Source organism: Pseudomonas fluorescens, from assembly GCF_001648775.1.
Lineage (GTDB): Bacteria > Pseudomonadota > Gammaproteobacteria > Pseudomonadales > Pseudomonadaceae > Aquipseudomonas > Aquipseudomonas fluorescens_M.
In genome coordinates this window covers 78,095-98,014 of sequence record NZ_LVEJ01000003.1, presented here as the reverse complement: position 1 = coordinate 98,014, position 19,920 = coordinate 78,095, and the positions used below count along the sequence as shown (strand labels likewise).

22 protein-coding genes, 1 tRNA gene and 1 pseudogene are annotated in these 19,920 nt (G+C 57.7%); 11 read left to right on the top strand and 13 right to left on the bottom strand.

The annotated features are described in order from the left end of the window. Nucleotides 1-192: 192 nt before the first annotated feature. The 8 genes from A8O26_RS04910 (at nt 193) to A8O26_RS04875 (ending at nt 7,136) form a co-directional block, all read left to right on the top strand. Nucleotides 193-966, top strand: a complete 774-nt coding sequence (locus A8O26_RS04910) for an ABC transporter ATP-binding protein (protein ID WP_007909167.1) — start codon at nt 193-195, stop codon at nt 964-966. Between the two features lie 13 nt (nt 967-979). Then, complete coding sequence (locus A8O26_RS04905) at nt 980-1,729, top strand: ABC transporter substrate-binding protein (RefSeq protein WP_034153033.1); 750 nt, start codon at nt 980-982, stop codon at nt 1,727-1,729. A 78-nt stretch (nt 1,730-1,807) separates the two neighbouring features. After that, nucleotides 1,808-2,500: an ABC transporter permease gene (locus A8O26_RS04900; protein WP_034153034.1), complete on the top strand. Its 693-nt coding sequence runs from the start codon at nt 1,808-1,810 to the stop codon at nt 2,498-2,500. Continuing rightward, the gene (locus A8O26_RS04895) at nt 2,500-3,189 is read left to right on the top strand and encodes an ABC transporter permease (RefSeq protein WP_064117021.1); all 690 of its coding nucleotides are present in this window, start codon (nt 2,500-2,502) and stop codon (nt 3,187-3,189) included. Before A8O26_RS04900 ends, A8O26_RS04895 begins: the two co-directional genes overlap by 1 nt. Further along, a complete protein-coding gene (locus A8O26_RS04890; RefSeq protein WP_064117020.1) occupies nt 3,170-4,405 on the top strand; it encodes a methyltransferase in 1,236 nt (411 codons plus the stop codon). Before A8O26_RS04895 ends, A8O26_RS04890 begins: the two co-directional genes overlap by 20 nt. A gap of 344 nt (nt 4,406-4,749) precedes the next feature. Next, nucleotides 4,750-5,586, top strand: coding sequence for an FkbM family methyltransferase (locus A8O26_RS04885; protein WP_064117019.1), 837 nt, complete (start codon nt 4,750-4,752; stop codon nt 5,584-5,586). Between the two features lie 76 nt (nt 5,587-5,662). Further along, nucleotides 5,663-5,738: transfer RNA gene (locus A8O26_RS04880), tRNA-Thr, on the top strand. Nucleotides 5,739-5,978: 240 nt separating this feature from the next. Next, nucleotides 5,979-7,136 carry an AAA family ATPase gene (locus A8O26_RS04875; protein WP_064117018.1) on the top strand — a complete coding sequence of 386 codons (1,158 nt, stop codon included), beginning with the start codon at nt 5,979-5,981 and terminating at the stop codon, nt 7,134-7,136. A 52-nt stretch (nt 7,137-7,188) separates the two neighbouring features. On the opposite strand, the pseudogene A8O26_RS04870 reads toward A8O26_RS04875, so the two are convergent. Beyond that, a pseudogene (locus tag A8O26_RS04870) lies at nt 7,189-7,472 on the bottom strand (helix-turn-helix domain-containing protein). A gap of 515 nt (nt 7,473-7,987) precedes the next feature. Here A8O26_RS04870 and A8O26_RS29310 point away from each other — a divergent pair. Continuing rightward, nucleotides 7,988-8,263, top strand: a complete 276-nt coding sequence (locus A8O26_RS29310; RefSeq protein ID WP_081265158.1) for a DUF3077 domain-containing protein — start codon at nt 7,988-7,990, stop codon at nt 8,261-8,263. Nucleotides 8,264-8,321: 58 nt separating this feature from the next. Here the strand turns inward: A8O26_RS29310 and A8O26_RS04855 are convergent, their stop codons facing one another. From A8O26_RS04855 to A8O26_RS04835, 5 genes are all read right to left on the bottom strand, one after another. Further along, nucleotides 8,322-9,032, bottom strand: a complete 711-nt coding sequence (locus A8O26_RS04855; RefSeq protein ID WP_064117015.1) for an SDR family NAD(P)-dependent oxidoreductase — start codon at nt 9,030-9,032, stop codon at nt 8,322-8,324. 45 nt (nt 9,033-9,077) lie between these two features. Then, a complete protein-coding gene (locus A8O26_RS04850) occupies nt 9,078-9,722 on the bottom strand; it encodes a DsbA family oxidoreductase (protein WP_064117014.1) in 645 nt (214 codons plus the stop codon). Continuing rightward, nucleotides 9,719-9,937 (bottom strand): tautomerase family protein, encoded by a 219-nt coding sequence (locus A8O26_RS04845; RefSeq protein ID WP_064117013.1) that lies wholly within the window; start codon nt 9,935-9,937, stop codon nt 9,719-9,721. The genes A8O26_RS04850 and A8O26_RS04845 overlap by 4 nt, the downstream gene beginning before the upstream one ends. A gap of 183 nt (nt 9,938-10,120) precedes the next feature. After that, nucleotides 10,121-10,801: an RES family NAD+ phosphorylase gene (locus A8O26_RS04840; protein WP_064117012.1), complete on the bottom strand. Its 681-nt coding sequence runs from the start codon at nt 10,799-10,801 to the stop codon at nt 10,121-10,123. After that, on the bottom strand, nt 10,798-11,208 hold the full coding sequence (locus A8O26_RS04835; RefSeq protein ID WP_064117011.1) for an MbcA/ParS/Xre antitoxin family protein: 411 nt from the start codon (nt 11,206-11,208) through the stop codon (nt 10,798-10,800). Before A8O26_RS04835 ends, A8O26_RS04840 begins: the two co-directional genes overlap by 4 nt. Before the next feature lie 334 nt (nt 11,209-11,542). On the opposite strand from A8O26_RS04835, the gene A8O26_RS04830 reads away from it, so the two are divergent. Further along, nucleotides 11,543-12,469 carry a LysR family transcriptional regulator gene (locus tag A8O26_RS04830; protein WP_064117010.1) on the top strand — a complete coding sequence of 309 codons (927 nt, stop codon included), beginning with the start codon at nt 11,543-11,545 and terminating at the stop codon, nt 12,467-12,469. Here A8O26_RS04830 and A8O26_RS04825 read toward each other — a convergent pair. The 6 genes from A8O26_RS04825 to A8O26_RS04800 form a co-directional block, all read right to left on the bottom strand. Further along, nucleotides 12,386-12,703: an AzlD domain-containing protein gene (locus A8O26_RS04825; RefSeq protein ID WP_007909127.1), complete on the bottom strand. Its 318-nt coding sequence runs from the start codon at nt 12,701-12,703 to the stop codon at nt 12,386-12,388. The two genes, A8O26_RS04830 and A8O26_RS04825, sit on opposite strands and share 84 nt — an antisense overlap. Continuing rightward, nucleotides 12,682-13,398, bottom strand: coding sequence for an AzlC family ABC transporter permease (locus A8O26_RS04820; protein ID WP_064117009.1), 717 nt, complete (start codon nt 13,396-13,398; stop codon nt 12,682-12,684). The genes A8O26_RS04825 and A8O26_RS04820 overlap by 22 nt, the downstream gene beginning before the upstream one ends. After that, nucleotides 13,395-13,772 (bottom strand): GNAT family N-acetyltransferase, encoded by a 378-nt coding sequence (locus tag A8O26_RS04815; RefSeq protein WP_016986309.1) that lies wholly within the window; start codon nt 13,770-13,772, stop codon nt 13,395-13,397. Before A8O26_RS04815 ends, A8O26_RS04820 begins: the two co-directional genes overlap by 4 nt. 79 nt (nt 13,773-13,851) lie before the next feature. Continuing rightward, nucleotides 13,852-14,598 (bottom strand): 2OG-Fe dioxygenase family protein, encoded by a 747-nt coding sequence (locus A8O26_RS04810; protein WP_034151909.1) that lies wholly within the window; start codon nt 14,596-14,598, stop codon nt 13,852-13,854. Nucleotides 14,599-14,830: 232 nt separating this feature from the next. Then, on the bottom strand, nt 14,831-16,150 hold the full coding sequence (locus A8O26_RS04805) for an OprD family porin (protein WP_064117008.1): 1,320 nt from the start codon (nt 16,148-16,150) through the stop codon (nt 14,831-14,833). A gap of 297 nt (nt 16,151-16,447) precedes the next feature. Then, nucleotides 16,448-17,116, bottom strand: a complete 669-nt coding sequence (locus tag A8O26_RS04800; RefSeq protein WP_064117007.1) for a DsbA family protein — start codon at nt 17,114-17,116, stop codon at nt 16,448-16,450. 254 nt (nt 17,117-17,370) lie between these two features. Between A8O26_RS04800 and A8O26_RS04795 the strand changes: the two genes are divergently transcribed. Beyond that, entirely contained in the window at nt 17,371-19,464 is a 2,094-nt protein-coding gene (locus A8O26_RS04795; protein WP_064117006.1) for a TonB-dependent receptor, read from the top strand. 187 nt (nt 19,465-19,651) lie between these two features. On the opposite strand, the gene A8O26_RS04790 is transcribed toward A8O26_RS04795, so the two are convergent. Then, a complete protein-coding gene (locus A8O26_RS04790) occupies nt 19,652-19,864 on the bottom strand; it encodes a hypothetical protein (RefSeq protein WP_007909115.1) in 213 nt (70 codons plus the stop codon). Nucleotides 19,865-19,920: the final 56 nt, after the last annotated feature.

Below are 19,920 nucleotides of genomic sequence, written 5' to 3'. Positions count from 1 at the left end.
GGTTTGCACGATCAAAGACCCGTTCGGTTGTTGATGGGGCGACAGTCTGCTGCGCCGATGCGACAACCTGCCACATGCCACCCGTTTACCGCTCGTAGCGCTGTTGGCTGCCATTGAAACGCTATGCTAGCTTGGCCGCCTCGCCAGGAAGGCCATCCAACAGCTGGAGCGCAACATATATGAGGAACGCACATGGCTGAGGCCACGCCCGCGCTTGAAATCCGCAACTTGCACAAACGCTACGGACAGCTTGAGGTGCTCAAAGGCATCTCGCTGACCGCCCGCGACGGCGATGTGATCTCGATCCTCGGTTCCTCCGGTTCCGGCAAGTCCACGTTCCTGCGTTGCATCAACTTGTTGGAAAACCCGCACCAGGGTCAGATTCTGGTGGCCGGTGAAGAACTCAAGCTCAAGGCCGCCAAGAATGGTGAACTGGTGGCCGCCGACGGCAAACAGATCAACCGCTTGCGCTCCGAGATTGGTTTTGTGTTTCAAAACTTTAATCTGTGGCCGCACATGAGCATCCTCGACAACATCATCGAGGCCCCGCGTCGCGTGCTCGGCCAAAGCAAAGCCGAAGCCATCGAAGTCGCCGAAGCGCTGCTGGCCAAGGTCGGCATCGCCGACAAGCGCCACGCCTACCCGGCGCAATTGTCCGGTGGCCAGCAACAACGCGCAGCGATTGCCCGCACGCTGGCGATGCAGCCGAAGGTGATCCTGTTCGACGAGCCCACCTCGGCGCTTGACCCGGAAATGGTTCAGGAAGTACTTAGTGTCATCCGCGCATTGGCTGAAGAAGGCCGCACCATGCTGCTCGTGACCCACGAAATGGGTTTTGCCCGTCAGGTCTCCAGCGAAGTGGTGTTCCTTCATCAGGGCCTTATAGAAGAGCAAGGATCGCCTCAGCAGGTGTTCGAAAACCCGCTTTCGGCGCGCTGCAAACAATTCATGTCCAGCAACCGCTAACGGAGCAACATGCATGCAGAATTTCAAGAAGGTCTTCCTGGCCGCCGCCGTCACCCTCGCGTTCAGCGCCGGTGCCATGGCTGAAACCCTGAAGATGGGCATCGAAGCGGCTTACCCGCCGTTCAACAACAAAGACGCCAGCGGCAACGTGGTCGGCTTCGACAAAGACATCGGCGACGCCCTGTGCGCGAAGATGAAAGTCGAGTGCACCGTGGTCACGTCCGACTGGGACGGCATCATTCCGGCCCTGAACGCGAAGAAGTTCGACTTCCTGATCTCCTCGCTGTCGATCACCGAAGAGCGCAAGGGCGCGGTCGACTTCACCGACCCGTACTACTCGAACAAGCTGCAGTTCATCGCCCCGAAAAACGTCGACTTCAAAACCGACAAGGACTCGCTCAAAGGCAAGACCATCGGTACCCAGCGTGCCACCCTGGCCGGTACCTGGCTGGAAGATACCTACGCCGACGACATCAAGGTCAGCCTCTACGACACCCAGGAAAACGCCTATCTCGACCTGACTTCCGGTCGCGTCGACGCGATCCTCGCCGACAAATACGCCAACTATGACTGGCTGAAAAGCGACGCCGGCAAGAACTACGAGTTCAAAGGTGACCCGGTTGTAGAAAGCGACAAGATCGGCATCGCTGTGCGTAAAGGCGATCCACTGCGTGAGAAGTTGAATGCCGCTCTGAAGGAAATCGTCGCCGACGGTACCTACAAGAAGATCAACGACAAGTACTTCCCGTTCAGCATCTACTGATCCTGACCTGTGGGACTGGCGCCGTGATGCAACGGCGCCGGCTCCCGACTTTGCCTGCCGCAATTTGAACAGAAACCCATGATTATCGACCTCTACGGATTCGGCCCGGCCCTCGCTGCCGGCGCGCTGATGACCGTCCAACTGGCCCTCACCGCCCTGTGCCTGGGACTGGTGCTCGGCCTGCTCGGCGCCTTGGCCAAGACTTCCCCGTACAAGCCGTTGCAATGGCTTGGCGGTACTTATTCGACGCTGGTACGTGGCGTCCCGGAATTGCTCTGGGTGCTGTTGATCTACTTCGGTACGGTCAACCTGATGCGCGCCCTCGGTGAGTACTTCGGCAACCCCGACCTGCAACTCAACGCTTTCGCCGCCGGTGTGATCGCCCTCGGCCTGTGTTTCGGCGCCTACGCCACGGAAGTGTTCCGTGGCGCGATCCTCGCCATTCCCAAAGGCCACCGTGAGGCCGGCCAGGCCCTGGGCCTGTCGAAATGGCGGATCTTCACCCGGTTGATCATGCCGCAGATGTGGCGCATCGCCCTGCCCGGTCTGGGCAATCTGTTCATGATCCTGATGAAAGACACCGCGCTGGTCTCGGTGATCGGCCTGGAAGAAATCATGCGACACGCGCAAATCGGCGTGACCGTGTCGAAACAACCGTTCACCTTCTATATGGTCGCCGCGATCATGTACCTGGGCCTGACCGTGCTGGCGATGACCGGCATGCACTTTCTGGAAAAACGCGCCGCCCGCGGCTTTGCGAGGAGCGCTTAATGAACTGGGAAGTGATCATCAAGTGGCTGCCGAAACTGGCACAGGGCGCGACCCTGACCCTCGAACTAGTCGCCATCGCGGTGATTGCCGGTCTACTGCTGGCGATTCCGCTGGGCATCGCCCGCTCTTCCAAGCTTTGGTACGTGCGTTCGCTGCCTTACGCTTACATCTTCTTTTTCCGTGGCACGCCGTTGCTGGTTCAGTTGTTCCTGGTTTACTACGGTCTGGCGCAGTTCGACGCAGTACGTGAAAGCGCGTTATGGCCATACCTGCGCGATCCGTTCTGGTGTGCAACAGTGACCATGACGCTGCACACGGCGGCGTACATCGCCGAGATTCTGCGCGGCGCGATTCAGGCGATTCCGCCGGGCGAGATCGAAGCCGCGCGGGCCTTGGGCATGTCCAGGCCCAAGGCGATGTTCTACATCATCCTGCCGCGTGCCGCGCGCATCGGCCTGCCGGCCTACAGCAACGAAGTGATCCTGATGCTCAAGGCCAGTGCCCTGGCCAGCACCGTAACCTTGCTGGAACTGACCGGCATGGCGCGCACGATTATTGCCCGCACTTACTTGCCGGTGGAGATCTTCTTCGCCGCTGGCGTGTTCTATTTGCTGATGGCTTACGTGCTGGTACGCGGCTTCAAGCTGCTGGAGCGCTGGCTGCGCGTCGATGCCTGCCAAGGGCGCTGACATTTCCCACGTGCTGACGGGCGAGGACTTACTCGCCCGCTTCACCGCGCTGGATGCTTTTCTGATTGAGCATCAGGCGCTGTGGAAACCTCGACCGTTCACTCATCTGCAACTTCCCTGGGAAACGTCCCACCCTGAATTGGCTTTGTGGCTACGGGGGCGGTCGCTGGAAGATGCCGAGAATGCTCACAACCAACCTGCCGAACTCAATAATGCGCCGCAACCGTTTGCTTCCCTGGCAGCGCGGTCGGCTGAACTGAGTGCCGTCGGTGCGCTGCCGGCACATGCGCTGGAAGCGGCCGGACATCGACTGAATGTCGATGTACCGGGGCGCAAATGGCAGCAGATCGAGGCATTTGCCAGTCGCTTGTCGTTCGTTGCGCCGCCGACGCACTGGCTGGACTGGTGCTCCGGCAAAGGTCATCTGGGCCGGCGGCTATTGGCTGAAGGGCAGCAACTGACGTGCGTGGAATATGATCCTGCGCTGGTTACCAGCGGGCAGGCATTGAGCCAGCGGCATCACCTGAACGCTCTGCATGTTGAGCAGGATGTATTGGCGTCGGATGCGGCAGCACTGCTGAGCAGTGTGCACACCCCGGTCGCCCTGCATGCTTGTGGTGATCTGCATGTGCGCTTGATGCAACTGGCCAGCGCTGCCGGTTGCCGGCATATGGCAATCGCACCTTGCTGTTACAACCGCATCCAACACCGCGAATATCAGCCATTGTCCTCTCTCGGATCGACATCGCTCCTACAACTCTCGCTGGAAGATCTGGCACTGCCTATGAGCGAAACCGTCACCGCCGGTGCACGCGTCCGACGTCAGCGCGACACCTCGATGGCCCGGCGTCTGGCTTTCGATTTGCTGCAGCGGCAGTTGCGCGGTGTCGACGAATACCTGCCGACACCCTCCCTGCCCAGCGCCTGGCTGGATAAACCATTCGCCGGTTATTGCCGCGATCTGGCCGCCCTCAAAGAGTTATCCACAATCGGCTCAGCCGATTGGACGGCACTGGAAGCTGCCGGTTGGCAGCGGTTGGCCGAAGTTCGCAACCTGGAATTGCTGCGCGGACTTTTCCGACGGCCACTGGAGCTTTGGCTGAATCTTGATCGGGCGCTTTTCCTCGTCGAGCAGGGATGCGTCGTACGCCTGGGGACCTTCTGCGACACCCCACTCACACCACGCAATTTTTTGCTGCTGGCTGAACGTACTTAAAATCTGGCAGCCTGTGGATAACTCTGTTGATGGATTTGCCGTGGATCCAATATCCGCGCCTGTTTCGCCCCTTTACCAGCTCTGGTCATTTTTTGTTCATATAAATAAAAAACCTGTAAAACAGGGATTTGCGAACAAAATGAGAACGCGTCCACAAAATCCCCCGCAAGCGGTGCGACGCCGCTTCCTGTTGTGCATAAGCTCCAGATCGAAATGACATAACCGCCGAATGGCGGACTGGTTCAGGAGTGAATTGCGCCTGTGCTCCACCCTTGCTATACAAGCTCACACCGTGCAGGCAGCACACCCTCGAACAAGAAAAACCCGACCGACAGGGAGCGACCGTGACGTTCATTTCATACGCACAGAATTTAGAAGACATCCGTCTATGGCGCGCGCTCAAATTCTTTGAAAACGGCTTTTACCTCGACGTCGGCGCCAACGATCCCATCCATGATTCGGTGACGAAGGCCTTCTATGATCGCGGCTGGAGCGGCATCAACATCGAGCCGATGCAAAATTTCCACGACGCCCTGGTCGAGCAACGGCCACGTGACACCACTTTGCAATGCATCGCCAGCGATGCGCCCGGCGAAGTCACCTTTTACGGCATTCCCGGCACCGGCCTGTCCACCGCCGACCCGGTGATCGCTCAGGAGCGCAAGGACCGCGGCCTGAATGTGCAAAGCCTGACGGTGAAGGCCCGCACGTTGACCTCGATCTGCGAAGAACACGCCGCCGACCGGCCGATCCACTTCCTGAAAATCGACGTCGAAGGCCACGAAGAAACCGTCCTGCGCGGCATGGACTTCAGCCGCTTCCGCCCGTGGCTGATCCTCATTGAAACCCCGTTCGAACGCGACCACACCTGGGAACACCTGATCACCGACGCCGGCTATCAGAACGTCTGCTTCGACGGCCTCAACAGCTACTTCCTCGCCGACGAACACCTGAACCTGAAACCGGCCTTCGACATGCCGCCCTGTCAGCTCGACAACTTCCAGCTGTGCCTCGGCCACCCTTTCGCCCACCCCGTCAGCCCCAGCGAAGCTGACGCCTTGGCCCAAATCAGCGCCGCCACACAACGCGCCGAACGCGCCGAAGCGCAACTCCACGCCATGCAGAACAACCGCGCCTGGCGCGCCCTGCAGAAACTGCACAACGTGCTGCGCCGGGCATGATCCGGCCCCACGCAAAAATAGTCTGAATTCAGGGGTTTACAGAAACCACCCAATCGCTATAATCGTCGCCCACAACGCCGGTATAGCTCAGATGGTAGAGCAACTGACTTGTAATCAGTAGGTCCCGGGTTCGATTCCTGGTGCCGGCACCATACAAAACAAAGCCTCTGCAGAAATGCAGGGGCTTTGTTGTTTCTGGGGTATTTATATTTCTCGCGGTCCAACCTTCAGTGGAAATAGCTTCTCCCCTCGCCGCACACTTCGCTCGATCAGCCAAATCCTTTTACACACTTCGAAAGCACGGACTTTGAACCGACGGTTCACATTTCCGTCTTTATGCTAAATTATGAAATAGCAATAATTATGCTGTACACATAAAAAGGTGTAATCGTATGAGCAGCATTTTCCAGCGCCCTGAACTGGCTGAGTCAATGGCCAACCAGCTTCTCAATCCAGGCGTACTCGACGAAGGTCTACGCTCAGGTCTATTTCTATCTGGGCTGCGCCGCACAGGTAAAACAACGTTTCTGAGGAACGACCTTATCCCGGCCCTGGAGGAAGCAGGTGCTTTGGTCATCTACGTCGACCTATGGAGCGACACTCTGGCCAACCCGGCAACGCTTGTGCACAACGCCATCCGGAAAACCCTGAAAGATCTGCAAACGCCGGGCTCCTCTGCTTTGGAAACATTCAAGCGAGTCAGCAATGTTGAAATCGGCGCCGCTGGATTTAAATTCGGTTTCAAACTCGACAGTATTGGCAGCGCCGACGGCCCGACTCTGGCACAAGCACTCACCGAAGTTGTCGATCAAGCAAAGACTGATCTGGTGCTGATCATTGACGAAGTGCAGCACGCCATTTCCTCCGACGACGGCAATCAACTGCTCCTCGCACTCAAGGCCGCCCGCGACGCCATCAATCCTCGCCCGAAAACGTCGGGATATTTTCTGTTTATTGGTACTGGCTCACACAGGGCGCAAGTCAGCGAACTGACCGCCAAACGCAACCACGCCTTTTCCGGGGCCACGTCAGCAGCCTACCCATTGCTGAAAGGCGAGTACGTTGAATTCCTGCTTAACCGGCTCGCAATGACAGTGAAGAAGGACAAACTGCCATCTCTCGAAGCCGCTATCGACGCGTTCAACACCTTGGGAAATCGACCTGAGGAAATGCTGAAGGCCCTCCGCCAACTCTTGCAGCAAGAGGGTGAGCCTGATGTATTCCTACCGGTAATTGCCAGCACGTTACGCTCAGCGGCGGCGAGTATCGAGCTGGAAAAAGTCGAGCAACTGGGAAGCCTGGCTCAAGCCATTTTCAACAAAATCGCGTCTACGGAAGGCGATGCTCGCGGAATTTTTTCCACTGACGCGGCGGCCGAGTATTCAAAGTCAGTCGGGCGAGAGGTACGGGTCGAAGAGATTCAACCGGTGGTGATTGCGCTGGTTGCCGAGAACATCATCATGCGACGAGGGCATGGGATTTATGCGATTACAGATCAGTTTGTTCAAGAGATCTGGTTGGAGGAGCGGGCTCTAATTGAGGGGAGTTAAGCTGTGAGGCTGGTCTCGATCCTGTAACGGATATCTGCGGCTGTAAGCGGAATCAGGAAGGATGCAAATCACGCAACGCCTCTGGATGCTGACTGGCAACCCTCAAGAGAGTTTGCGCAGCACCAGTCGGTTGCCTGGACCTTGCTCCCAATCCTGCAATGTCCGCAGACTTACACCGATCAGCTTGGCAAAAGCGCTCTGCGAAACGCCCACCTTCGCACGTGCTTCTGCTGCCGCAGAGAGCGGCACCTGCGTTACGCGCGAGACCTTTCCTGCCTTCATCTGACGGACAGAGTCCAGCAAGTCCTCCTGGAACTGCTCCAGTTCATTGACCATCGCTGATTTCCTCCTTCAATTGCTTAACGCAGGAATATACGGCTATGCCGTATACACAAACCATAAACGCTTATGAAGAAGTTCGAAGAACCGCATCATGCGAATTCTTGGGAAATTTGCCGTAACGAAAAGCCAGGCAAAGCCACTACTCGCCACGATTGCGCATCCGCTCTCGCCCCAGCTACCGTCCAGTTCGTCGCTGCCAATTCGGCGACCGGGCCTGAGAACCCGCGTAAGATGCAGGCGCACCAGCGCCCCAACCCACGTTTGCCGGCGTTTTTTGTGCCAGCATTTCCGTGTCATGGCGGCTGTGCGTGGGAGACCTTCGGGTCTGCCGGGTTCCTGTATCTCCGGTTTCTCAGCCTGCGCACGGCTGCCACCTTTTCGCCTGAGAACGAAAGAAGCAGCGCTCATTTGATACAGGGAGTTTTACGAATGAATGCCATTGTTCCATCCGCAATCCGCGTCTTTGCTGCTCCAGTCATCCACCGCCCAGCCACGGCAGGTAAAACCCAATGACTGATATTCAGAACCTCAAAACCCTCGGCCTCACCCACTTCGCTTTCCAGTCGAACCACGCATTGTTTCGCACCAATCGCGGTGTTCCGGTAATCACTGCTCTCTCCCACGCGTCCCACCTGCTCCATATCTCCAGACTTCTGACCGCTGAAAACTGCGCCGCACACGATCCCGAGCTTCACAGTTGCGCTTCGCAATATCTGCAGGAGTTGAGCAAGGCGCTGATCGATGACGTGGTGAAAGTGCTGGATGCCCCCACGCCCCAGCCATAAACCGTCACCCACAAAAAAGCCCCCGCATTTCTGCGAGGGCTTTGCACACCTGCAATCCTCAGTGCCCAGCGCTCTGCCCACCGTCCACATGCAGGATCTCACCGGTTACAAATGCCGCGTTGTCCAGGTACACCACCGCCTGCGCGATGTCTTCGACTTCGCCCATACGCCCGACCGGGTGCAAAGCGCCCAACGCTGCGTGCGTTTCTTCGCCATGCATTGGTGTCTTGATGATGCCCGGTGATACCGCGTTGACCCGAATCCCCCGTTTGGCGTATTCGATCGCCAGGGATTTGGTCGCGGCGTTGAGGCCGCCCTTGGTCAGTGAAGCGAGCACCGAAGGCACGCCGTCGACAGCGTGGTCGACGAGGCTGGTGGTGATGTTGACCACGTGGCCCTTGCCCTGTTTTTCCATTTCGGCGATGGCCAGTTGGGTGATGTAAAAGAAGCCGTTGAGGTTGACCGACAGTACGGCCGCGTAGTCTTCGGCTGTGTAAGCGGTGAAGGGTTTGGCAACAAAGATGCCGGCGTTGTTGATCAGGGTGTCGATGCGGCCGAAACGTGCCAAGCCTTCGCTGATCACCCGTTGCGCGGTGGCCGGGTCGCCGATGTCGCCAGCGATGGTCAGGATCTGCGGGTCATTCGATGGTTTGATCGAACGCGAGGTGGCGACAATGTTGTAGCCCAGTTCGCGAAACGCTTTAAGCATGCCTTCGCCCAAGCCTTGGGATGCACCGGTGATAACAACGGTTTTTTTGAAATTGCTCATGATGAAATCCTCGATAGATAAATAGTGTTTTAAAGCAGTGATCGATCAGGCCGCGGCCAGCTGTTTGAGCATCTGTTCGTAGTACTCGACCGATTGCGAACCGGACACCAGGTGCGTGCCGTTCAGAATCATCGTCGGCACTGAGTTGATCCCCTGCTGGCGATAGATCGCTTGCAACTGGCGCACCTCGCTGGCGAATTCATCGTTGGCCAGTAACTTGCGGGCCTGCGCTGTATCGAGTCCCGCTTCGCTCGCCAGACGCACGAGGGTCTGGCGGTCGCTGGGGTTCTCGCCGTCCTGGAAGTAGGCACGCAGCAAGATCTTTTTCAGCGCCACCTGGCGTCCTTCCTGCGCTGCCCACAACAACAGGCGGTGGGCGTCGAAGGTGTTGTAGAAGTGCGTGCGCTTGTCCAGGTCGAACTCGAAACCGATTGCATTGCCGCGTTCGATTTGCATCTTTTTGCCGGCGGCGACGTCTTCGGCTGTGCGGCCGTATTTGCGCATCAGGTGCTGCACCGCCGGTTCGCCTTCGGCCGGCATGTCCGGGTTGAGTTCGAAGGGCTTGTAGGTCAGCGTTACCGAAACCTCACCGGCCAGATTGCCGATCGCCTGCTCCAGCGCCGTCGCCCCGAGCGCGCACCACGGGCAGACCACATCGGAGACGAAATCGATGGTGACGGTCGGGGTCATGACTCACCCCGTTCCGCGAGTTGCCGGCGGTATTGGGTGGTGGAAATGCCGGCGTAACCCCAGTTATCGGTGTCGACTTCCTCGATCACGATGTGGGTCAGGTCCGGGCGTTTGTTGAGGACGCGTTGTAGGGTTTCGGTGATTTCGGCGATCACCTGCGCTTTTTGCTCGGTGGTCACCCCATCACGGGTGATGCGTACGCTGACAAATGGCATGACGAATGCTCCAGTGACCTGCCGCGGGATGTGGTCAGGTGTTGGAGCTCAATGTAGGCGTGCGCCGAGAAGGGAAAAAGTAGCCATGGGGTACTTCATTTGTGATGCGGTGTAATGAATGCGGCGCTGCCTCAGCCGTGTGCCGGGAATGAAAAAGCCCCGAATCAATCGGGGCTTTCGCGCTTAAATCTGGCTGATTTCGAAGACCACTGTGATCCTTCGCGCCAGCGCACTCCACACATAACGCAGATGCTTGCCCTGTTTCGGAATCGACAGCGCTGGCGGGCGAAAAGCGGCGACGCATTCGTGACCGGGCAGACGCACGCTGTTGTAGAGCAAGCCCCACGACAGCGTTTCGCGCAGTTGCCGAGCGAAGCTCTGGGAAGGTCCGTACGCGTCGGGATCGGGGTTGTGCAATTGCGGGTAATCGCTGCGGATGTCGTGCAACGGCTTGACCACTTTGCTGACGTAGGTACGCAGGGTCAACTCAAGATCCGCTTCGTGGGTCGCGGCGAGAAACCGCTCCTGGTGATAACAGGTTTCGGCAATGGCGGCGGCCTGGCTGCTGGCAGCGTAATAGACGCCGAAGCTGCCGTCGCAGAAGCGGCTGCGTTTGCCGATGTGGGTGAACGCGGCCATCACCGGCGTTGAACCGGGGCCGGAGAGTCGATCTTCGGGTCGGACTCGGGCGAGGACACCGGCCTGTTCGATCAAGCGATCATTGGTCAGCGCTTCAAGGGCGTAGGCGATTTCCAGATCTTCTGGATCGAGTACATCTTCGAACAGCGTAATCGGCGGGAAGCTACTGTTGACGATCCGATACGCCCGCGACCATTGCGCATCGGCCAGCGCTGGCACCTTCAACCGCGCACGCCATCGAGGTAACGGCGCACATCGGCGATGTCCACCACGCGTCCGGCGAGCATGTAATCCAGCGCGGTCTGGCCATTGAACGGTGCGGCCGTGTTCGGGCTGCTGACCCACGTATAAGCGCGCTCGCGGCTGTTGCTGAAGATGATGCTCAACGCCTTGTGAATGCCCATCAGATAGGAAATGCGCTCAAGGGTGTCGTGGGGCAGACGCACGTTCGGCGGCAAGTGTTTGTACTTGTAGAACGTCGTATTGCCGACACCACCGAGCAATGTGCGTTGCTGCTCGGCGTTGCAGCCCCAACGTTCCATAAGGTTGAAGAAAAACTTCAGGGCAACGCGCCCGGCTTCGGGGGCATCAAGTTGTGCGCGTGGGGGCAGGGCTGGGGATGAGGTAGGCATGAGACCGCCTTCATTACTGATGACATGCTCATCAGCCTAGTACATATATGGATACTTTTATGTATTTAATTCGCGAGTGAATTTAGTCGTTCTTCAAAACGAGTCAGAAAAACCTTGCCGTTCTCTGATTTCAGGTGAAGGTTTTTTGACCCCAATCACCCCCACGTCACCAAAAACCCCGATCCTGTGTCAGCCTCCAGCCATCGGCAGGGACATCAATTCGCTACTAAACCCGCGACAACTATGCTCAGGTACAGGAATATAGCCAGCATATGGCGCCGAACCGGCAGTCTCGTAAACAACAATACCCAGCCCACTTCAGAGGGCATTACCCATGGATAGCAGAACCTTACGCAACCTCATGCGCATCGTGCAGACCGGCTCCTTGTCGGCCGCAGCCGAGCATTCGTGCCTGACTGTGCAGGCGTTGGCCGCGCAGTTGAACAAGGTCGAAGAGCAGTTCGGTTTCCGCTTGTTTCGACGTTCCAACAAAGGCCTGACGCTGACGCCGCAAGGCACCGAGCTCACGCCTTATATGGACAAAGTGCTGATTGCCACGCGACAGATGGAAGAGAAGGTCGAGGCGCTGAAAGTGCCGGGGCAACGGACGTTGAAGGTTGCGTTGAACAACACCTTGGCAACTGATTTCAACCGGCGAATGATCGGGCGCCTGATCGAGGTGTTTCCCGATTACCAAATGGAATTCAGCTACGCCGAGTCGATGGAAAACCTCAGCAAGCTGAAGAATGAAGACTTCGACCTGGCGGTGCTGATCGGTCCGCAACGGCCGGGGTTGCCAAGCATTGTCTTGCCGGATGTACAGGTACAAGTCGTCGGTGCGCATTGCGGGCAGGAGAACGATCCGCTGACGTTGCTGGGCAACAAGTTTCAGGTGCGTCCTGCGGAAGATTGTCCGTATTCCCACAGCTTCTTGCGTTTTCTCGACGCCGGGCTGGGCAATCACGAGAACGGTCAGCGCATGGTCTATTCGTGCAGCGAAACCCTGACGCTGTCGCTGATCACGCAGATGGACGCGGTCGGCATGGTCTCTCGCGAGGCCGCGCAAAAGAACGGCCTGACGATTTTCCCCGGTTTCGAGGATTTCCTTGAAGTGCGTCTGGCGGTGAACAATCCGGAGTTGTCGAACCAGGCGTTGAACGATGTCGTCGACCTGCCGCTACATGAACGAGCCGAGCGCAATGTACGCAGCCGTCCCAACCGCCACACTGAGAAAGAGGTTTTTGCTGAAATACGCACATAACAACGTCGGAATCGCGGCATAGAATTCCGGGCGATCGAGCTGTATGTGCTGATCCTTGATCAACAAGGGAGTCAGGCTGATCGCAGCGACGATCGCCACCGGCAGGTATTCCAGCGCCCGCGCGATAAACGGCGGCCAGTGCTCGGTATTCACTTGCAGCGGCAGGGCGCGCGGCAGAAAGGTCACCGCCATCATCAGCGCGACTACCAGAATCAGGAACGTTTGGTCAGGCATACACCCACTCCGCAGCCCACAAACGTGGCGATGAATACGTTGAACGGCGAACTGCCAACCAGGCTCAATGCGCCCATGCACACCACAGCGGCGGCTGCGGCGATGAGCTTGTTGCGGGTGTTGCACAGCGACACCAGCACGTAGAGCATCATCGCCGTCAGGGCATAGTCGAGCTGATATTTGATCAGGTGCGCGGCATATTGCGCGCAGACCGCGCCGAGCAAACCACCGAGCACCCAGGAAGTGTGGCAGAACAGGTTGAAGCCAATCAGGTAACGCACGTTGACCGGCGCGCCGGTGCCGAGCTTGACGCTGTGGAAGGCGAAGGATTCATCCGTCAGGCCGCCGGCATAGCACCAGCGCTCCATGCGGCTGAGCCCCAACGCACGCAGGGCCTTGGCCATATAAACCGACATCAACATGTGTCGCGCGTTGATCAGAAACGTAGTCAGCACAATGGTAGTCAGCGAGGCACCGCTGGAGATCAGCGCCAGCGCGGCGAATTGCGAAGCGCCGGCATAGACGAACAAACACATTGCTACCGGCAGCCACATCGGCAGGCCCGCGTTGACGGCCATCAGTCCGAACACGAATGACACCGTGAAGTACCCGGCGACCACCGGGCTGGCTTCGGCAAACGTGCGCGACGGCTGATGGTTGACCATCAACGGCGCACTGCCGGACGTTTCATTCATAGATCCCTCTCAAATGTCCGTTCGCCATGAGGTTCGCAAAAACCCTGGGCAGCCCAAAAACGCTTGCCGGCGAGGTTAGCATCGTCGACGAACAGAAACATCCGCAACACACCGACGCGCTTCATGTCGGATGACGCCGCTTCAACCAGACGTTGACCGACCCCTTGGCTGCGATAGCGCGGGCTTACGGCCAGATGATTGATCGTGCCGCGACTGCCGAGCATGCCGCCCAGCACCGCGCCGACGATTTCACCGGCGACGTCGAAGGCCAGATAGGCCGTGGTGGTTTTTTGGATCAGCACGCCGCGCAGGCACTTGGCGTCCTGCCATTCGCAGAAGGACACTTCGTCGAACTGGCGGAAGAAGCGCTCCATGCGCTGCGCATCCTTGGCCGTGGCGCGTCGCAGCACCACCGGCGTCGAGCATTCGACGCCGTCGATTGGGGTGATCTGATTAGCGAACAATGTCGAAAGCGGTCCCGGGCCGCGAGAAGGAAATCGCCAGAATCTGCCGGTACGCCATAGCATGGGTGTGCGTGTTGCGCGCGGGCGTCACGTAGTGGCGCATGTCGCGGTCGAGGAAGTAGGTGGTATCGAGAATTTCCTGGTACGTAGTCGACGCCAGTTGATGCTCGTGGATGTCGTACAAACGACTCTCCGCACCCTCGACGTTGTTGCGGCCCCAGAAGTGCACACCACTGAACGGGTAACCGTCGCAGTGAATCCCTTCAGGGGTGATTTCCAGTTGTTTGCCGGGTTTGATCTCGATACGGATCTGATGGATCTGGCACTGCCAGATTTCATCGTGCAGCTCTTCCGGGAGCACGCTTTTGTACACTTCGAAATCCGTGTCGATCAGGCTGCGCATCACCGGCGAAGTAATCACTTCATCGGAGAAGTCCTGAAAGTGCCGCACCAGGCCGCCGACATAGGCGTTGTTTTCCTTGGATTGCACATAGGCGCGATGCTCGAGTTGCTTCAGCTCGCGAGTCTTGGGGTTGTACTCAAAGTCGCTGTAACGACGGTAACGCATGCCGGCTTCGGCCTGACCGTAGTAGCTGTCAGGCTCCATGTTTTCCCAACTTTTGGTCAGTCTGACGAAGTCGGCAAAATGACCGTAGAGATTGAAGTCACCACCCTGGACGTTGACATATTTGTCGCGCCGTAGCGATTCGCCCACTTCTCTGTTCAAAACGATCATTACCAAATTCTCCGCTGCGTTGAGCGGCCTAATCTATTAGGTGGAGAATTTGCGTCCATGAGAAAGAATTTCAGGCATTTAAAGCTCTGTTTGAAACGGAGTTTGCAGCCACCTGAAAGCAACTTTTTCATGACAAAAACACAGGTTTTTTCCGGTTTTCGTCGAAAAACCGTCGAAAAAAAACCCCGAACCAGTCGGGGTTTTTCTCATGTTTCTTACACCTGATCGAGCATCAGAAGATGTTGATCGGGTAGTCCACGAATACACGCAGTTCGTTACCGCTGACGTTGTACTCGCTGGATTTCTGCGAAACACGCAGGATCGAGCTGCGCAGTTTCACGCTGAGATCTTTGGCCGGGCCAGACTGCACGACGTATTTGAACTGGTTGAAGATCTCGCGCTCGGTGCCGCCTTCGCTGGTGGACGTGGTGATGTTGTCGCCACGCACGTAAGCGAAGTTGTAGCTCAGGCCCGGTACGCCGAATGCGCCGAAGTCGAGGCCGTAGCCCAGCTGCCAGCTGCGTTCATCTTCAGCGTTGAAGTCGGACCAGTAGGAGTTGGCCAGGTAGATCGTGTTGCCGCCGTCGCCGACACGACTCTGTTCTTTCTGGTAGCCGCCGTAGGCGTAGCCCAGGTTGCTGTCGCCAGTGGAGCGCTGGTGCGCCACGGTGAACGAGTGCGGGCCAGTGGCGAACGTTGCAGCCAGGCTCCAGATCTTGTTGTCGCGACCGGTCACGATGCTTTCGCCCGGAACGGTGTTTTCGCGAACGTACGAGCTATCCAGCTTGGTGCGGTAGCCATTGAAGTCCAGGGTCAGCGACTGATCCTTGTTGAACGGCAGCACGTAGTTGGCATTCACGTATTGTTTCTTCAATACGTCTTCGACGTCGGAAGCGTACAACGCGCCTTTGAAGTTCTCGGTGAACTGGTAGCTACCGCCCAATACGTTGATCGACTTCAGACCACCGCTGTCACGGCCTTCAGCGCTCTTGCGCGATTCGGCGGTGAAATGACCGGCGTTCAGCTCCAGGCCTTTGATCTCTTTGGAAGTGATCAACGTACCGGTGTAGCTTTCCGGCAGCAGACGCGAGTTGTCGTAGTTCAGTACCGGCAAGGCCGGCATCTGGTCGCCGTAGGTCAGCACCGTATTGGAAATACGGAATTTGACGGCTGCACCGCCCTTGGACAGGTCGTTGGCCGCTTTATCACTACCGCCAGGCGCGTGATCCGCTTGCTTGAAAAAGTCGATACCTTGCGCGCCGGTGCGGCCTTCACCACCGTCCAGACGCAGTGCGTACAGACCGAAAGCGTCGACACCGACACCCACGGTGCCTTGGGTGAAACCGGACGAGAACGTACCGATGGCCGCTTGGCCCCACTCGGCTTTGTCCGGACGACCATCTTTGTAATCACGATTGATGTAAGCATTGCGCAGCAGCACTTTGAGGCTGCTGTCTTCAACAAAACCCTTGGACTCGGCCTGGTCGTTAGCCATGGCCTGAGTGGCGCTCAACATCCCCAATGCGATCAGACTGATTCGCTTGTTCAACATTTTGTTTTCCTTATTACGGGTTGAAACGCGCTGTGTCGAACGGCGGAAACGGCGCTTTTGCACTCTTTTATTCACCCCGAAACAAAAAGGCCCGCCCACGATAACGTGATGGCGGGCCTGCTCCTTATTTTGAGTCATGGCGGTTGGCCACAGGCGTTGGGCCGAATCGTAGCCGCGCCCTGAACTATGTGTCAATTTCAAGAATCGTCTTTAAATAGGTAAAAATCGTCTAAGAAACGTAAATTTTGCGCTGACTCCTTGCTGGGAAATGCAAACAGCCAGTGAATCCAGTGCGTATCAAGCGCAGCCATCAAGACTACAAAGTGCAGAAGCTTTGCCCGACACATCGAGGACGATGGCCTGTTTCAACCAATCGGCAAATGCCTGCGGCTTGCCCAGCCAGCGACTGATGTCGATCAATTGGAATGTCCCGTTCTGCTCCAGAGCAATCGTTGGAAAACCCTGGCCGCCCAATTGAGCCAAAAACTGGCGACTGGCTTTTATCTGCCCCTCGCTGTCAACGGACTCAAACGCGACGTGGAAATCTTCCTGCGCATAGCCCATCTGCATGGCCAATTCCAACAGCACGACTGAGTCGGCAATACGTCGCCCTTCCACATAGTGCGCAGTTTGTAACCGACCCAGCATGCGCAAACCGCCTCCGTCGATGGCTTCGGCCGCCATGACCGCAGCAATCGGTGGCGTCGAATCGAACACCGCCGAGTGATCGCGCAGCAAACCTTCGAAGTACGCTTCGCCAAAAGGCTGGTCGGTGTATTCGGCGATGCGTCGGTCGTGGGGTATGACGTAATCGCGCAATTGCGCGGAAACATGTTGGCGATTGGCGCCACTCATCATGCCCCCGGCATGGGTGATCACCGGCAACACAGACTGTGCCGCTTCAACCAGCGGTTTGGCGCCATAACACCAGCCGCACAACGGGTCGTAAATGTAGTGAAGAATCATGGGAAAACTCCGGCAAAAAGTCAGGAAATCGATGGCCGCAGATTAGTCCTGGATCTGTTGCGGAAAAACGCCGGAATGGCTTTCAGTCTGTTTCGAGAATCGGTCGAATTGTCCGATCGGTCAGATTGTGTCAATACGGACACAAATTGAAACAATCTAGCAAGGGAACTTATAAGGAATAATTAACGGAAGCAAATGCAAAGCATTACCATTCGCGCGCTCGAATTCCTCCAACCTTTCGGATGCGCTGTTCAATGCCTGCCCCGTTCCGTCTCACACCCGTCACCCTCGGGCTGTCTGCCTTCCTGTCCAGTGGTTTTGCCTATTCGGCGACCGAGTTACCCGCCACCGCGATCAGCGCCGAAGCGCAAGCCGATGATCCTCGGGTGAAGCTCAGCAGCACCGCGACCCGCACCTCAACGCCGGTGCGTTATGTGCCGCAAGCGATCGATTCGATCAAGACCGCCAACGTCGCCAACTACGGCACCAACGATATTGCTGACGCCTTGAGCGGCATGCCCAACGTCAGCAGCAGCGCCGACACTCGCTTCGACAGCCTGCGCATCCGCGGTTTCGACGCGAGCAACGATTTCTATCTGGACGGCATCCGCGACGACAGCCAATACAAGCGCGACCTGCACAACATCGAACGCGTTGAAGTGCTCAAAGGCCCGGCCGCCGTGCTGTACGGGCGCGGCAGTCAGGGCGGGATCGTCAACCGCGTGAGCAAGATGCCGGAATTCGGCCGCCGCTCGACCATCGAAGCGCAGGGTGGCAGCGAGGATTTGCGCAGCCTTTACGCAGACCTCAGCACCGACCCGAGCGACAACATCAGCCTGCGCCTGAACATGGGCAACATGGATGAAAACAGTTTCCGCGATGGCGTCAGTGGCAACCGCCAACTGTTCGCGCCGTCGATGAGCTGGCAACTGACGCCGGATCTGAACTGGCTGGTGCAGTACGAATACAGCCGTTACAACCGCACCCCGGATCGCGGCATTCCCGGCGTCAACGGGCGCCCGGCGGATGTTGGTCGTGACACTACATACGGTAACGATCACGACTTCATCGATGACAAGTCGCAGTCGCTGCGCTCAAAACTCACTTACGAAATCAATGACAACTGGCAACTGCGCCAGACTCTCGGCGTGTTCAAGCTCGACAGCGATTTCGACAACACCTACCTCACCGGTTACACGCCGGCGACCAACAAGGTCACGCGCCAGCATTGGCAGCAGGATCTGACCACCCGCAACGTCTACAACAACGTTGAACTGGAAGGCGGATTCGATACCTTCGGCCTTGAGCATCGCCTGCTCACGGGCATCGAGATCGGCAGCCAGCGCCGCGATCCGACGCTGTACAACGCCGCCACTGGCAGAACGCCGGGCGCGCAGCCGGTGCCAGCTCTCGACCTATACAATCCGAATCGCGATCTGCGCCACACCGGGGCCATGCAGGTTTCCAGCAGCAGCCACACCGAAGTCGAAAGCCGCGCGGTGTACGTGCAGGATCAGTTGCGTCTGAACGACCAATGGCAAGTGCTCGCCGGTCTGCGTTATGACACTTTCGATATCGAGTCGACCAACAAGCTGCGCAACATCTCCGAAGACCGTGACAGTCACAGCACCAGCCCTCGCGTGGGCCTGGTCTGGACGCCACTGCAAAACCATTCGTTTTACGCCTCGTGGTCGAAAACGTTTTCGCCAGTCGGCGGCGGCTTGATCGGCATCACCCCTGGCGCGGCGGGCAACACCAACGACCTCAGTCCCGAACTGACCAAGCAGAAAGAAATCGGCGTGAAGAGCGACTGGTTCGACGATCGCCTCAGCACCACGCTGGCGATCTATGACCTGGAACTCTACAACCGCCGCACCGCCGATCCAAACGACCCGACCCTGACCGTGATGTCAGGCCTGCAGCGTTCACGCGGGATCGAACTGACGGCCACTGGCAACATTGTCGGCAACTGGTACATGCGCGGTGGCGTCGGTATGCAGGACGCGAAGATCGAGAAGGACAACAACGGCCTGGAAGGTAAACGCATCAACAACGTCGCTAAACACAACGGCAGCCTGTTCCTGACCTGGAAACCGGAGATGGGCTGGTACGGTGAAACCGGTCTGACCCTGGTTGGCCAACGTTATGCCGATAACGCCAACACCACTGTGTTGCCGGGTTATGGCCGCTGGGATGCGCTGGTCGGTTACCGCTTCAAGGATTGGGATTTGCGTGGGGCGCTGAACAACATTACCGATCGTGAGTACTACGCGTCGGCGACCAGCCAGTATCAAATCCAGCCGGGCGCGCCACGTAGCGTCGTGATGACCGGCACCTACAGTTTCTGACTTCACACAAATCCCTGTGGGAGCGAGCCTGCTCGCGAAAGCGTCGGGTCAGTCGGCATCTTCGTTAACTGACCCACTGCATTCGCGAGCAGGCTCGCTCCCACATTGAATGGGTGTGTACAAAATAATCGTACAAAAAAAAGCGCCGCCATCCCGGCAGCGCTTTTACCAATCCCTGTTGTTCTTCTTATCCTTCCATTACAGCCCACAATGCATCCAGTTCGGCCTCGCTGAACAGGCCAGCGGGGTAACGCTCGATCATCGTCCGGCGCGGATCAGGTTCCCTGATCTGACGCGTTCCATTGGACTTCAACCAGTGCGCGACAATCTGGAGCGATTCGCCGTTAACGGCCATGGGATGCAACGTCCGCTCGCTGACTACGTTCACTTCGGCGTTCATTTCAGCGCTCTCTCCCCGTTCGTGAGCGGCTACGTTATCCAAGGTTTATGACAGAA